Origin of the sequence: Gleimia sp. 6138-11-ORH1, assembly GCF_024814355.1 — a bacterium.
Lineage (GTDB): Bacteria > Actinomycetota > Actinomycetes > Actinomycetales > Actinomycetaceae > Gleimia.
The window spans coordinates 189,350-203,702 of sequence record NZ_JANUXV010000002.1 but is presented as its reverse complement, the minus strand read 5'-3'; the positions used below and the strand labels follow the sequence as shown (position 1 = coordinate 203,702).

Below are 14,353 nucleotides of genomic sequence, written 5' to 3'. Positions count from 1 at the left end.
AGTTTTCGCACCGTTTCAAGTTAGAAACGGTGCGAAAACTATTTAGTTACTAAACTTTAATTACTGCTGGTTTTTCAAGGCAGCTAAGCGTGCTTCAATTTCCAGGTCGTTTGCAGAAACTTCTAGTTCTTCAAAGCGTGCTTCAAAAGAATCAGCCGCAATTTCTAGCTTGCCAGCGATTTGAGCTTCTTGCTGACGAACCCGATCCTCGAAACGAGAAAGTTCAGAAGCAGGATCTAGAACGTTAATAGAAGAAACGGTAGAGTGCAGCTTCTCTTGAGCTTCAGCGGTGCGAGTACGGGCAATCAGCTGATCGCGCTTATCCTTCAACTGGTCCAGCTTAGCGCGGGAAGAATTCAGACCATTCTTTAGCTTTTCAACGATTTCGCGCTGTGCTTTCAAAACAGGTTCCGCGTCGCGAACTTCCTTTTCAAAATCAAGCTGCTTAGCCAAAGCAGTGCGAGCTAAAGCATCCCATTTCGCTGCTTCATCTTCACGCCCAGCTGCACGAGTTTCTTCAGCTTTACGAGACGCAGCAGCGGCTTTGGCGCCCCATTCGCGCACTGCAGCTTGGTCTTCTTCGTAATCTTTTTCAGAAAGGCGAAGATTACCAACGGTTTGCGCTACTGCTTCTTCAGCTTCAACAATAGAGTTCGTGTAATCGCGGACCAGTTGGTCTAGCATTTTTTGTGGATCTTCAGCGCGGTCTAACAGCGCGTTCAGATTTGCCTTAGCCAACTGGGTGATGCGACCGAGGATAGATTGTTTTTCTGCCATGTTTATCCCTTTCTGAAGGAGTGAGCGGATCCTCCCGCTCGAATTATTCTTATTGTAGGGGTGAAAAAGACATATGTCATTATCTAGCGAGAATTAATAACTACGCTAAAACGGAAAAATTAGAAACTTCCCGAGGACGAAGAAGACCATCCGCCACTGCCGGAAGACCATCCGCCACCGGAAAAACCCCCACCAGAGAAATCCCAATCAGATCCACTTGAAGAAGAATGACTGCTTCGATTAGAACCACTGGAAGAAAGAATGCCACCAATGATTAGCGAAAACAGATCGATTCCCCCTGCCTGAGAGTTTCTTGGAGACGAAGGAGAGTATCCCGGTTGCCCGTACTGCTGATAGGAAGTCCGCACATTCTCAGAAGCAGTTGATAAAGCCGCTTGCGCATAACTTTTCGCCTGATAGAGAGTGTTAAAACAAGCGTCCAGACACTGCTGGTCGAATTTATTAGCGTTTAAACAAGCCTGTAATTGTTGTCCGGCACGTTGCTGCGCTAACTCAGCGTTGGCCAAATGAGTTCGCGCCTGTTCTGAGACGCCCCCGCGGCGGGCGTTAATATAACCATCAGCTTGGCGGATCAAATCAGTTACTTCCTGGTTGGTAATACTAAACCGCTGACCTGCGCGCTGTCTTTGCTCATCGGCAGCGCGCAAAGGAGCTAAAGCCGCGTCCAAAGCGTCCTCGGCCAAACGTAAAGAAGTTAAAGCTGCCAACACGTCGCCAGCTCCCGAAAGTGCCTGCTGTGCCTGCGTCAAAGCCTCTTGCGCAGAGGTAACTAAACTCTGTATGCCAGCTTGGCCAGGAGCCAACCGCTGCGCATCTTGAATATCCGCACCCAAAGATGACATGGCGGTAGCTAACCGCGTTGGCGCCTCATTCAAGTCGTGGGAAGCATACATGACCTCGTTAATCTGCCAAATTGCCTGCCCGAAGCTACGCTGCGCAAAAGTAACTTGCTGCAGGGCCGCCTGTTCGCCAGAGGTGGACTGCTTCGCTAACTCAGCTTTGGCTACTTCCAGCGCATTCTTAGCAGCCGCTAACAAATTGTCAATATTTTGCGGATTATCAAATAAAGACTGTAAAACTACATCAGAATGTAAGGTGCGTAAGGCTTCAATCTCTGCACGAACTACCTGGTTCTTTTCTTCAGCTTCACTAATCTGCAACTCCAAATCAGTAATTGTCTGCGGAAGATTGGCCCCATTCGTGCGCAACTTATTAAAACGCTCCACCTTATCTGCAACGGCCTGATTTGCTTTTGCTAACAGTTCAAGAATCTGGGTAGCCTGCTGGCGTTTCAAACGTTGATCGGTTTGCTCAACCAGCTGACTGTGGAGTACAAAAGCATCAGAAACATAGGTTTGGGCTTCAGTGAGAGCCTCAGCGAACTCGGAAGTTTCTAACTGTCCGAACTGTGCTTGGGCAAACGCTAAATCGTCCGCGGCAGCGCGAATGGAGTTATCAGTTTCCATCAGCTGTGAAGCCGTTTCCTTTAGCAGTTCTTCAGTAGTTTTAACAGACGCAAGACTACCAGAATGGGGACGCGGTTTACGGCGGAGCTTCAAGAAAGCAAAAAGTGCTACTGGAACTGAAGCCAGCACACCGTACTTAATGAAAGAAGTAACTTTTCCTGAGGATGTTGAAGTACCTGAGCTAGCGGAACTGGCTGCACCATTTATATCGCCTTCACTAATAGAAATTGCGAAAGCATCAAAAGCCCCTGCTAAATCGGAAGGCTGCAGAGGATTATTTTTTAGTTTTTTTATTGCCTGCGAGGTCGCTTTAGTAATTTCTTGCTCGTCTACTGGAAATTGAGAGCCTTTACAGGTGACGTACACGCGGTTTTCATACCCAATTGCAAAAACAAGCGCATTGTTGGGCAGATTGGAAGCTTGCGCAGTATTTTCACACCAGGTAGTTAAAGGTTGTTCATCTATAACTGGGAGGGCCACAAAGTAAAGTTGCACACCTTTATCCTGGGCTTTACCCAGGCTTTTACGCACCAGGTGCGAGTACTGAATCCCTATGAAATCTTCGGGGTCAGTAAGCTGGTCGTTGATAATAATATTTCGAGTTGCCTGAGCCGGAAGTAAACTTAACGTTAGGAATAGTCCGACTAAGAAAGATAAAAAGAGTGAGCTACGTTGATACTTCATATAAATGCCTACCTTATTTTTAGGTTATGAGCTAATTATGTGCCACTAATAGGTGGTTGTCATTTGTTCCAGAAAAAGAACAATAACTGCTGTTTGCATACTTGCACGGTATGCTTGTTTGGCATAGGGTAATCTAGATGTAAAAGTAGAGGCTCAGGAGGAGCAAAGTGCCTACCGGTAAGATTAAGTTTTTTGATGTCGAAAAAGGGTTCGGCTTCATCGAAAGTGATGAAGGGGAATCCGTGTTCTTGCATGCTTCAGCGCTGCCAGCAGACGTAAAATCAATTAAAAATGGTACGCGCGTTGAATTCTCAATGGTTGATGGACGTCGCGGCCCGCAGGCTCTGCACGTAACGATCGTGCCAGAAGCACCCTCACTGCGAAAACTACGCCGACGCTCACCTCAAAACATGGTGACCGTTGTAGAGGATCTAATTAAACTATTAGACGCGTCCTCAGATTCGCTTCGCCGTGGAAAATACCCCGAACACGGAGATAAGATAGCGCAGCTACTTAGAGCTGTAGCTGATGACTTTGACGCCTAAAGGTGACGGCTAATGCCCAGAAAAAAGCAGTCTCAGTTGAGTGAAGAAGTTACGGACACGAGTGCAGGTAAAACAGCTCGTGAAAGTGTGCAGCCAAAACAAATTAAAGCCGATAAGGTTTTAGCGCAGGCACGGCAACAGATTTTAGAAATAATCTCTGAAGTGGTGCCCGCGGCAGAAATAGGCGCTCACCTGGGAGGTAAAGTTGAGGGCGAACGGTTACACACCCATTTTTTCAATTGCGAAAAACCCGGTTATGTAGGCTGGCAGTGGGTCGTAACCGTAGCTCGCGCACCCCGCTCTAAAGTTGTCACCGTTTGTGAAATAGATTTACTTCCCGGTAAACAAGCCCTTTTAGCGCCGGCTTGGATTCCTTGGGAAGAACGGTTGAAACCCGGAGACGTTTCTCCTGATGATGTTCTTCCCTACAGGGCAGTTGATGATCGTCTCACTACCTTGCGAGAAGCCGGTAAACCAGCAGATGTGCCGCCTTATTCGCGTTTAAGGACTCTGTCTGCAAAAGGAATTGGGCAAACCGCGTTACGTTGGAAACGAATTGCTCGTACCCAGTCGAAACTGCGGAAACAAACTTCCGCCTGTTCTTCCTGCGGGTTTTTGGTTCCCCTCGAAGGTCCTTTGAAAGATAATTTCGGAGTTTGTGCTAACGAATGGTCATCCGAGGACGGTAAGCTGGTGCCGATCACTTTCAGCTGCGGGGCACACTCAGAAACGGACGTAGCTAAGCAAGGTTCAGACTGGCCAGTCACTCCTCCACGGATAAATGAACTAGATTTAGAAATGACTCAGCTCTAAGAAAATTTCGCTAGCTTATTCAGTATATTTTCAGGTAGAGAGTTCACAATGTGGCACAACATTGAAATCTGATGTCATTATTTGTCATCCTACTGTCGTGGAAACTACCAAGCATACGAAATGGTCGTCTTTAGACGCTTTTTTCCGAATCACTGAACGTGGTTCTACCGTAGGACGCGAAGTACGTGGCGGTATTGTCACCTTCTTCGCGATGGCTTACATCTTAGTTCTAAACCCAATTATCCTCTCTAACGCAACCAAGGGTACTGAGCTGTCTATTCCCGCTATCGCGGCAGGCACCGCCTTAATCGCAGCAGTCATGTCCATTGCCATGGGTGTTTTCGCTAACTACCCGCTGGCAGTAGCTGCCGGCATGGGCCTAAACGCGATGGTTGCCTTCACCCTAGTCCTGGGCTCAAATCTTACTTTCCAAGAAGCTATGGGCCTAATCTTCTGGGAAGGTGTACTGATTACCGTCCTGGTACTGACCGGCTTCCGTGAAGCAGTTTTCAACGCCGTACCTACTCAGCTTAAAGTAGCTATTTCAGTAGGTATCGGCTTATTTATTGCCCTGATTGGCCTGGTAAATGCCGGTATTATCCGTAAGGGTGTGGGCACTCCAGTTGAACTGGGAATCGGCGGTTCCCTAGCTGGCTGGCCAGCCCTGGTATTCGTCTTTGGTCTGTTTGTCACCATTTTCCTGTACGTGCGACAGGTAAAAGGGGCTATCCTAATCGGTATTCTTTCTTCCACCGCCCTCGGCTTCATTATTGAAGCAATCCACCCTCTTGGAGTGCAACTGCCAGATGGCACCAACCCAACTGGCTGGGGACTTACCGAGCCACATCTAAAAGACTCAGTTCTGAGCTTCCCAGATTTTTCAACCCTGGGAGCAATCGATTTCTTCGGAGCTTTCTCTAAACTCGGTGTGGTTGCAGTTATCCTCTTGATTTTCACTCTGATGCTGGCTGACTTCTTTGACACCATGGGTACCATGGTTGCTATCGGTAAAGAGGGTGACCTATTGGACGAAAATGGTAACCCACCCCATACCCAACGCATCTTGCTGGTGGACTCCCTCTCAGCAGTTGCCGGTGGTTTAGGTGGCGTATCATCTAACACCTCTTACGTTGAGTCAGCTACAGGCGTAGGTGAAGGCGCTCGCACCGGTTTAGCTTCAATCGTGACTGGCGCGCTATTTATCGTGGCAATCCCATTTGCTCCAGTAGTTGCCATGATTCCATCTGAAGCTGCCTCAACCGCTCTGGTGTTCGTAGGCTTCCTAATGATGATGCAGGTTGCAGAGATTGATTGGAAAGACGCAGCAATCGCGATTCCAGCGTTCCTCACCATTGCATTCATGCCATTTGCTTACTCAATCACCGTGGGTATTGGTGCCGGCTTCATTGCTTACATCGTTACCACGGTAGCCCGTGGACGGGCCGCGAAGATTCACCCACTCATGTGGCTGATCGGGCTTCTTTTCGTGGTCTTTTTCATGATGAAACCTATTGAGACTCTCTTACTGGGAATTTCTGCTTAATCACTGTCGGTTACTGCCGCGCTGGGAAACCAGCGCGGCAGTTTATTTTGCCTACAAATAAGCTAGCTTAAACATTATTCGTAAGGACTAGCTTTCGTTATTGTGCTTTTGTAAGTGGAAATTTAACGGGGTAAGTGCTTTAAAACAGCAGCTGAAAAATGAAATCTCCACACAAGCCCCTCCCCAAACGAAGGTACATCATTAGTGAAAAACCTTGAAAATACAATGAAAATTCTTTGTGAAAGAAAAATGCGTTGTGGAAAAGATAGAAGTTATCGGGGTGCCCTTTGGAAACATAAAAATATCTGCTGGAAAAGGAATCAATTTATGGCATTGTGGAACTAGTTAGGACAAGTAAATCAGTTGGAGGCAAAAGTCGTGAGTGACCTAATTGATACTACTGAGATGTATTTAAAAACCATCTACGAGCTAATGGAAGCTGATGTTGTTCCTATGCGTGCGCGGATAGTGGAGCGACTGGGGCACTCGGGGCCAACAGTTTCCCAAACGATTAGCCGGATGGAAAGAGACGGATTGGTGCACGTTGAAAGTGACCGTCGGCTTAAACTCACTGATGTGGGGTATGCGTTGGCAACTGAAGTGATGCGCAAACACCGTTTAGCAGAACGTTTGCTGGTAGATATTATTGGTTTAGATTGGCGTTTAGCTCATGATGAGGCCTGCCGGTGGGAACACGTTATGTCTGACGCGGTAGAGGAACGACTGTTTAAACTACTTGATTCTGTTACGCATGATCCCTACGGTAACCCTATCCCCCTTTCAAGTGCGGGAGGTTTTGTTGGGGTTTCCGTTGCGAAGTTACGTGAAGAAGCAGCCGAGGGCGCCCAAACAATCTGTAATCTTAAAATTGCTCGGATTGGGGAGCCAATCCAAGCTGACTCGTTAGTTATGCAGGGGCTGGCGGCGATGGGAGTGCGTCCCGGAAGTGAAATTTGCGTGACGTTCCAAAAGGGTTCTGCGGATATTTCGGTGGAGCTTAAAGAGTCTAAGGATCGAAAAGTTGCTATCTTGCCTCAAGAGATGGAAGCTCACTTTTTTGTAACTCGTTAAAGTGGCGCCTTGCTAAAGCTGTAAAACAAGGCGGGCCTCATTAAAGCTGGTAGCTCCTTTAACTCTTTTGGGAACTTCTCGGCTAGGCGGACACCTCTAAAATGAGGTGTCCGCCTAGCTATTTAAGAGATTATTTTAGTGGAAATTTTTAATAAGATTAGTTGAAAATACTGGAAAATCAAGGGTTTTAGTGGTGTTAATCGCAAGCGTAAATTGACTTGTCTCATAATTCGGCTTAAACGTATGACGTCTGTGTCCAAATCGTTATACTATTGAATAGGTTCCATCTAAAGGTAGAACTAACATCGATATTTGGCTGAGACTCTAACGGTATCGTTGTTAAACAGACTTATGTTAGAGTACGGGGGACCCAACTTTGGGATTATCCCTTGGGGTGAAGTCTTGTAAGAGACCAAGGTACTCCACCTTGAACCCGACAGCTTACCTCGTAGGCCACAAGGAGTATAGAGTGATTTCCACCAAACCAAAGGCGCGTCACCGTCGGGCTTGCCGTCCAGTGACTCCGCTGCATGATTTGACGAACACTATGAGCCCAGTCCGTTCTCTGGCAGTTTTGTCTGCAACCGGTGTAGCTATGACAGCAGTTGTACCTGGTGTAGCCAATGCTGCGGAACTAACTTCCCTTGATCTGAACGATTCTAAGGAAGTTTTGGTAACTGAGGCTGTTTTCCAGGCAGAAGCTAATCCCGCTCTTCAAGCACCTGCTGATCTTCAGTGGGTATCTGCCGATCAGGTAGCTGTTGAAGTAGTTACCCCGGATCAGGTTGAAGAAGAAGAACGTGCTGAACGCGAACGTAAAGAACGTGAAGCAGAAGAAGCACGGGCAAAGGAAGCTGAACGCCGCGAACGCGAAATTGCCGCAAACCGTAACCACCAGCGTGTTGCTTTAGAAAATCAGAATGCTTCAGAGGGAACCCCTCAGGCAGCTAACTATTCTATTCAGCCGGCTGCAAATAACGGTCACAACGCTTACCCATGGGGTCAGTGCACCTGGGGCGCTAAAGCTTTAGCTCCTTGGGCTGGTAATAACTGGGGCAATGCAGCATCTTGGGCATGGAATGCCTCCGCACAGGGTTACCGCGTTGGTACCGTCCCACAGGTTGGTGCTATTGCAGTTTGGTCAGGCAACCACGTTGCTGTTGTTGTTGAAGTTAATTCAGCTAACTCCATTCGCGTAATGGAAGCTAACTTTAACGGAAACCCAAATATCGGTGACTACCGCGGTTTCTTTGATCCAACTACCGCACAGGGAGCTGTAACCTACATTTACCCTAACTAAAATGGGTACGCAGTATTCTTATTAGTTGTGGCTCTGAGCAAAATGCTCAGAGCCACAACTTTTATCATTTAAAGAGTAGAAACAGCCCTCGGGGAAACTAATCCCATCCAGAACCCAGCCCGCCAGAACCCAGCCCGCCAGAACCCAGCTTGCGGAACGGAAAACTAAGCCCGTGAAAACGCTTCCCCGCAGACAGAAAGTTCCTTTTAGTTACCTACCTGCCTAAACCCCTTAACCACGTGAGTAAAGACGCCAGGGGGACACGTCAAATAGTCTGGGAGTAATCCCCTGACTCTTTCTAAACCGGTATGCCCAAAGGGCAGCTACAATAGAGATGAAAATACAAGAAAGAGATCCGACTAAAATTGACCAGCGGGGTCCAAAATAGGTAGCTACCCAGCCGATAAATGGAGAACAAACCGGGGAAACTCCAAGGAAAATCATCCCGTAAAGGGCCAGTACCCGCCCTCGAATATGCTCCTCAGCAGCTAGCTGCATAAAAACATTCGCAGAAATAAGTAGAGTTAGTGAACTAAAACCTACCGGAATTGCCAACAAAATAAAGGTTGTGAAAGTGGGAGCTAAAGCTAAGAGAGTTTCAGCTACTCCGAAAACACCGGCAGCAACAATCACAGTGCGCAGACGCGACGATGACCGGCGAGCCGCAGCTAACGAACCAATAATCGCACCGGTAGCAATGAAACTACCAAAAATCCCATACTCTGAAGCGGCTTTATCATAGACGTTAGTTGCCATGAAAGCAGACGTCATTTGCAGGTTTAAACCCAGGCCAGCCACTACCGCAATCACTAAAAGAACGATTTGCATTTCTGGACGCTGACGGACGTAACGGAATCCCTCGATAATCTGTCCTTTTTCTTTGCGAAGCACCGTGCGTGGAATCAAATCAGCTTCACGAATGAAAAAGAAAGCCACTGGCGGAATCGTGTAAAGCAAACCTGCGATTAGGAAAACCCAGCCGGTGCCGGCAAAGTCAATGATGAACCCAGCTGAAGCTGGCCCCACCATGCGGGCCGCATGGAATGCAGTTGAGTTCAGGCTAACTGCATTAGGAAGGGAAGTTTTTGGAACTACCTCAGAAACGAAAGACATTCGCGCGGGGCCTTCAAAAGCTCCCAGGGAACCAACTAAAAAGGCCATCACATACACGTGCCAAAGCTGTACCCAACCAGTCACGATTAACGTACCTAAGGTGAGTGAAAGTATCCCGCCGGTAGCTTGGCAAAACTGAAGAAAACGACGTCGATTAACTCGGTCGGCAACTACGCCTGAAAAAGGTGCAAATAGAAGCTGCGGTAAAAATTGTACTGCGGTAATCAAGCCAACTTGCGTCATATCCCGATTAGTTAATTGGGTAAGTACCAGCCAATCTTGGGAAAAGATTTGCAACCACATTCCGATACTAGAGAATAAAGCAGCAGTGAAAATCAGGCGAAAATTGTAGAGCTTAAAAGAATGAAAAGTCTTAGACATCGTCCTTCACCAACCGAAATTTAGAAAGTGCCCCCGAGACGATTCGAACGTCCGACACCCGCTTTAGGAGAGCGGTGCTCTATCCCCTGAGCTACGAGGGCAATCTAACTTTCCTAAAACTAGAAAAGTCGTTTTCCAGTATAGCAGGTGCAGGCAACGCGCCGATAACCTCAACCAGTAAGCGAAGTTTCCGGCAAGTATTGAATGTTTCTGCCGGAAACTTCGCTTATAAAGCTCTAAAACAAGCTCAACTTAGCGGCGTTCCCACTTTGGTTGCGCCGGATCGGTAGCGTCAGTGCGAGCATGTTTACGAGACGAAACTACCATTACCGGACAGGTGGAGTGTTCTAAAACAGTTTGCGAGGTGGAACCTAAAATAATCCCTTGAATACCGCTTCGCCCTCGGTTCCCAACGACGATTAAATCAACCGCAGTTGAAAACTCAGTAAGTAACTCAGCGGGGGAACCATCCATGACCAGCTTCTTCACTTTTAGCTCTCTTCCCTTCAGAGCTTCCGTGATTGCCTTATCTAACCCCGCTCGCATTTCATCAAGTAACAGAGCACGGTCTGCGGCTGCTAACATCCAAGCGAACATGCCAGCTCCGGTGGAATAGGGCAGGGCAGAAACTGCGCTTAGCTCAGCGTCCCAGCTAATCGCTTCATCAACTGCAGCTTGAAGCGCGTTAGTGGAAACTTCGGAACCGTCAGCCCCCACCACAATCCGCCGCAACGGCATAAAGGGAGTGCCGGTGAGAAGCTCTGGAACAACCACTACTGGACAGTCAGCATGTACTGGTAGAGATGCTGAAACGGAACCTAAAAGTCGGTCTAGGAATGAGCCACCCCCACGAGAGCCAACCACTACCATATCGACTTCTCTGGAATGTCCCACCAACACCCCGGCAGCATCTCCAATTTCGACGGAGCTGGTAACAGGAACATTAAATGGGCGTAGTCGGCTTACTCCTTCAGCTACAGCACGCTCAGCAGCTTCTCTGAGCTGCTCGTCATTGAGAGTCGCGTAGCCAGGTTCTAAGGAAGGAGAAGTGTAAGAAGCTAGCCCATAGGTGCAAATCACGTGTACTGAAGCACCGTAATGCTGTGCATAAGCACCCGCCCAATCCACTGCATTGTAGGATTCGGAAGAACCGTCCACCCCTACTAAAATAGTACGTTTAGTCATCTGATCGCCTCCTTGCGCTCAACCTGACTTGGGCAAGCCAGGTACTTCCATTGTACTTGGCAACTTAGCAGGTGGCAGGGAAATAACAGTTAAGAAGTTAAAGAGAAAACAAAATATCCGAGGGCGTCCGCAAACCTAAACTTGAAAACTGAACTACGATTCAGATTACGATAAAGGTTGCAAAACGCCCTCGGAAATAGTGGTCGGGGTAGCGGGATTTGAACCCACGGCCTCTTCGTCCCGAACGAAGCGCGCTACCAAGCTGCGCCATACCCCGAAAGCCTTTACAAGTGTACCACTGTTGCTGCTAAACGATTAGGACTCAGGTATCAGATGTAATAAAGTTGCCTCCGGACGACAGGCGAACCTAACCGGCGCAAAAGGGGACGTTCCCAATCCGGCACTAACGTGAACTGGAAGCAAATGAGCAGCCTGCTTCCAAAGGAAAAGTCCCTTAGCTAACTGACGCGGTAAATCACAGTTAGTAACCAAAGCACCGATAAAGGGAAGTGCAAGCTGTCCGCCATGCGTGTGACCCGCTAACACCAGATCAGCTTTAGCAGCAGCAAACTCATTTAAAATACGCTGATAGGGAGCGTGCGTTAAACCCAGTTTGAAAATGTTTGGGTGCTCCCAAAACTGCGGGAAGTCAGCTGGGAAACGATCGCGTTTAATATGCGGATCATCAACTCCTACCACCCGAATTTCTACTTCGGTAGCGGGGAGTTTAACTACTCCGGAAGCATTATTAGCGTTAATCCAGCCGGCAGAAGTAAAGAGCGTGCACAGTTGTTCCCACGGCAGATCGGGGACAGTCCGCTCAGTTTGCAGCGGCTGCGAATTTTTCCGCAGGTAGCGTGTCCACGATTTCTTTAACGGGGAATAGTAATCGTTAGAGCCAAAAACAAACGCGCCGGGTTTCTTCAACAGCGGTTCAAAAGCAGCTTCAACCATTTCTAACGCTTCTAAAGAACCAAAATTGTCGCCAGTTGCTACGACGAAATCAAAGTCCAACTCGGCAAGTTCATGAAAGTAAGCCACTAGCCATTCTTGCCCCGGGTAAAAATGCGGGTCAGCAACTTGCAAAATGGTGAAACTATTAGTTAAACCAGGAACTTCGATGGTGTACTCGCGCAGAGCGGGCCACCGGCGTTCCAACTGCGTCCAAGCTAAAGCCCCTAAACCAGCTACAGCCAAGCCAGCAAGGGGCTTAAGCCAAGGAACAAGTTTACGGTTTCTTCTCATCAGATTTCTTTTCATCTGACTTCTTATCGTCTTTAGGTTTCTGAGCTTTTTCTGGCTTTGGTTTTGGAGGCTGCCCAATATCGCCGTATTGGAAGTCCAAGACCTCTACGCCCTCATGGGCTTTGAGCATATAGTTTTGCCACATCGGAGCAGTTACGTTAATCCCGTAAGCGGGATTATAGGTAACGCCATTAAGGGTAATGCCGTTAAGAGTCCGAGAGGATTCAACTTCACGACCAATCCAAGCGGCGGTAACTAACTGCGGAGTTCCGCCCAGTACCCATAGGTTGGCGCTATCTTCACCGGTACCGGTCTTAGCAATGATAGGACGCCCGATGTGTACAGCTGAATATGAGGGGGAAGCTGCCGTGCGGTTTAATACGGTAGTTACCTTACGAGCGGAAACTTCGTCAGTTCCTTGTCGGCACTTGGGTTCGAATTTCGCTAGCGGGTTCTTATCTCTGTCGAGCACTTCCGTAATTGCCATTGGTTCGCAGACAATCCCAGAGTTCGCAAAAGCACCGTAAGCTCCGGACATTTGCAGGGGGGGAGCTACCGCGTTAATCAGATTTGAGGGGTGATTCGGATTATGTGCTTCTCCGTTTTGTTGTTTAATCCCCAGATCACGCATTCCGTTCATGATGTCACACAGGTCTAACTGGGTAGCCATATGTGCGAAAGAACGGTTCACTGAGTTCACGGTAGCGCCAATCGCGTTGTAGGAACCTGGTTTGGAACCGGCTTCGTTCACGTCCCAAATTTCAGAGCTTTGGAGAGGTTGTCCGCAGGCTTTAAATTCGTTGAACCGGAACTGTTTACTACGCCCGCCGGTAAGTTCCCAGGCACTATGTCCTTTGCGGAAGAACTCTAGGAGAGTAAAGGGCTTTAACGTAGAAGCGGCAACGAAACCGTTTTGTCCGCCGTGCTCTCTTCCCACCGCAAGGGAGTTAAAGGTTGCGCCGGGGTTGGTTTCATTAGGTGGTTCGTAAATCGTATTTTGTGCCATAGCTTTGATATGGCCATTACGTGGGTCAGTTGAAACGATGACGGCTTTAATGTCATCAGGGAAGTTCACGGGAACACGGTTAGTGACAGATTCGTAAGCTAAGTTTTCTAAACGTGAGTCAATAGTAGTTTTAATGGTGTAGCCACCGCGCTGAAGATTTCTGCGGCGCTCATCAATAGTGTCTCCCAGCTGGTCGCTGCGAAGCAGATCTTGGATCACGTACTCGCAGAAGTAAGCGTAGATACCCGCACCGCCACAGCCTTGCGGTTTCAGGTTTGGTTTGAGCAGGTCAGCCACCGCAGTTCCCTTAGCGGTTTCATGTTCTTCAGCGGTAATCACATTTTGGCGGAGCATTTCATCAAGCACAATGTCGCGTCGCTGTTGAGCTGCTTCGGGGTTAGTGAGGGGGTCATATTCAACCGGGGATTTAACTAGGCCCGCTAAAAGTGCAGCTTCGCTGATGGAAAGCTCTGTAGCAGAGTGAGAGAAGTAGCGTTGAGAAGATGCTTCTGCTCCGTAAACGTTAGGTCCAAAGGGAGCGATATTTAAGTAGCCAGCCAGAATCTGTTTTTTGTCCAACTTCTGTTCTAAAGCTAAGGCGTAACGCAGTTCTTTGAGTTTACGAGTTAGCGTCTGTTCAGTTGCCTCGTCGATTAGGTTCTGGTCACCTTTTTGTAACCCGTTTTCTAAAAGCGTGTTCTTCACGAACTGTTGTGTGAGGGTAGAAGCACCCTGGGTGGAACGATTCTGTAAGTTATTCACCAGAGCGCGAGCCATTCCGTCAGGGTCGATTCCCTTATGGTCGTAGAAGCGTTTGTCTTCAATCGCGACGATTGCTTTTTGGAGGTTTTCAGAGATGTTTTCCAGGGGAACAACGATGCGGTTTTCTGCGTAGAAAGAGGCGATTAGTTTTCCATCAGCAGTGAGAATGGTAGATTTTTCGGAAGGTGGGAGCACTTCAAATTCAGCGGGGAGGCTATCAAAAACTTCCGGGGCGGTGGTTGCAGTTACTCCGACTACTGCGGCAGCGGGGGCAACGATTCCAGCGGCTACTATTCCTGAGAGCACAGAGGTAGTTATAAAAGCACCGATGAGTGTCAGGTACTGTTTCTTCTGAACTTTGCGATGGCTAGATTTCGACATAATACTAGATTACTGGTTTTTTCTTATAAAACACCTGAAGAAACTGAAAGTACCCTTAAA

11 protein-coding genes, 2 tRNA genes and 1 riboswitch are annotated in these 14,353 nt (G+C 48.1%); of the genes, 5 read left to right on the top strand and 8 right to left on the bottom strand.

Annotated features, from left to right (window positions below; all coding sequences use genetic code 11):
• Positions 1–60 precede the first annotated feature (60 nt).
• Both NXS08_RS04595 and NXS08_RS04590 read right to left on the bottom strand, forming a co-directional pair.
• Entirely contained in the window at positions 61–777 is a 717-nt protein-coding gene (locus NXS08_RS04595; RefSeq protein ID WP_259137795.1) for a PspA/IM30 family protein, read from the bottom strand.
• A 119-nt stretch (positions 778–896) separates the two neighbouring features.
• Positions 897–2,948 (bottom strand): hypothetical protein, encoded by a 2,052-nt coding sequence (locus tag NXS08_RS04590; protein WP_259137793.1) that lies wholly within the window; start codon positions 2,946–2,948, stop codon positions 897–899.
• A gap of 167 nt (positions 2,949–3,115) precedes the next feature.
• Here NXS08_RS04590 and NXS08_RS04585 point away from each other — a divergent pair, with 167 nt between their 5' ends.
• From NXS08_RS04585 to NXS08_RS04560, 5 genes are all read left to right on the top strand, one after another.
• Entirely contained in the window at positions 3,116–3,493 is a 378-nt protein-coding gene (locus tag NXS08_RS04585) for a cold-shock protein (RefSeq protein ID WP_259137791.1), read from the top strand.
• 12 nt (positions 3,494–3,505) lie between these two features.
• Positions 3,506–4,306, top strand: a complete 801-nt coding sequence (locus NXS08_RS04580; protein WP_259137789.1) for a DUF3027 domain-containing protein — start codon at positions 3,506–3,508, stop codon at positions 4,304–4,306.
• 97 nt (positions 4,307–4,403) lie between these two features.
• Positions 4,404–5,849, top strand: coding sequence for an NCS2 family permease (locus NXS08_RS04575; RefSeq protein ID WP_259137787.1), 1,446 nt, complete (start codon positions 4,404–4,406; stop codon positions 5,847–5,849).
• A 378-nt stretch (positions 5,850–6,227) separates the two neighbouring features.
• Positions 6,228–6,920 carry a metal-dependent transcriptional regulator gene (locus tag NXS08_RS07355; protein WP_310546944.1) on the top strand — a complete coding sequence of 231 codons (693 nt, stop codon included), beginning with the start codon at positions 6,228–6,230 and terminating at the stop codon, positions 6,918–6,920.
• Between the two features lie 336 nt (positions 6,921–7,256).
• Positions 7,257–7,390, top strand: a riboswitch (cyclic di-AMP (ydaO/yuaA leader).
• Positions 7,390–8,220: a CHAP domain-containing protein gene (locus NXS08_RS04560; protein WP_259137784.1), complete on the top strand. Its 831-nt coding sequence runs from the start codon at positions 7,390–7,392 to the stop codon at positions 8,218–8,220. (Overlaps the previous riboswitch by 1 nt.)
• A gap of 231 nt (positions 8,221–8,451) precedes the next feature.
• Here the strand turns inward: NXS08_RS04560 and NXS08_RS04555 are convergent, their stop codons facing one another.
• The 6 genes from NXS08_RS04555 to NXS08_RS04530 form a co-directional block, all read right to left on the bottom strand.
• Positions 8,452–9,714, bottom strand: coding sequence for an MFS transporter (locus NXS08_RS04555; RefSeq protein ID WP_259137782.1), 1,263 nt, complete (start codon positions 9,712–9,714; stop codon positions 8,452–8,454).
• A 28-nt stretch (positions 9,715–9,742) separates the two neighbouring features.
• Positions 9,743–9,815 (bottom strand) — tRNA-Arg (locus NXS08_RS04550).
• 151 nt (positions 9,816–9,966) lie between these two features.
• The gene (locus NXS08_RS04545; RefSeq protein WP_259137776.1) at positions 9,967–10,899 is read right to left on the bottom strand and encodes a universal stress protein; all 933 of its coding nucleotides are present in this window, start codon (positions 10,897–10,899) and stop codon (positions 9,967–9,969) included.
• A 200-nt stretch (positions 10,900–11,099) separates the two neighbouring features.
• Positions 11,100–11,176, bottom strand: a tRNA-Pro gene (locus NXS08_RS04540).
• Positions 11,177–11,214: 38 nt separating this feature from the next.
• Positions 11,215–12,144 (bottom strand): metallophosphoesterase, encoded by a 930-nt coding sequence (locus tag NXS08_RS04535; RefSeq protein WP_259137774.1) that lies wholly within the window; start codon positions 12,142–12,144, stop codon positions 11,215–11,217.
• Positions 12,128–14,293: a transglycosylase domain-containing protein gene (locus NXS08_RS04530; RefSeq protein ID WP_259137771.1), complete on the bottom strand. Its 2,166-nt coding sequence runs from the start codon at positions 14,291–14,293 to the stop codon at positions 12,128–12,130. Before NXS08_RS04530 ends, NXS08_RS04535 begins: the two co-directional genes overlap by 17 nt.
• Positions 14,294–14,353: the final 60 nt, after the last annotated feature.

What these genes read in the sequence shown, in the direction of transcription:
- NXS08_RS04530 (WP_259137771.1), bottom strand. Translation starts at nt 14,293, where the DNA reads ATGTCGAAATCTAGCCATCGCAAAGTTCAGAAGAAACAGTACCTGACA.
- NXS08_RS04580 (WP_259137789.1), top strand. Translation starts at nt 3,506, where the DNA reads ATGCCCAGAAAAAAGCAGTCTCAGTTGAGTGAAGAAGTTACGGACACG.
- NXS08_RS04595 (WP_259137795.1), bottom strand. Translation starts at nt 777, where the DNA reads ATGGCAGAAAAACAATCTATCCTCGGTCGCATCACCCAGTTGGCTAAG.
- NXS08_RS04535 (WP_259137774.1), bottom strand. Translation starts at nt 12,144, where the DNA reads ATGAGAAGAAACCGTAAACTTGTTCCTTGGCTTAAGCCCCTTGCTGGC.
- NXS08_RS04545 (WP_259137776.1), bottom strand. Translation starts at nt 10,899, where the DNA reads ATGACTAAACGTACTATTTTAGTAGGGGTGGACGGTTCTTCCGAATCC.
- NXS08_RS04590 (WP_259137793.1), bottom strand. Translation starts at nt 2,948, where the DNA reads ATGAAGTATCAACGTAGCTCACTCTTTTTATCTTTCTTAGTCGGACTA.
- NXS08_RS04555 (WP_259137782.1), bottom strand. Translation starts at nt 9,714, where the DNA reads ATGTCTAAGACTTTTCATTCTTTTAAGCTCTACAATTTTCGCCTGATT.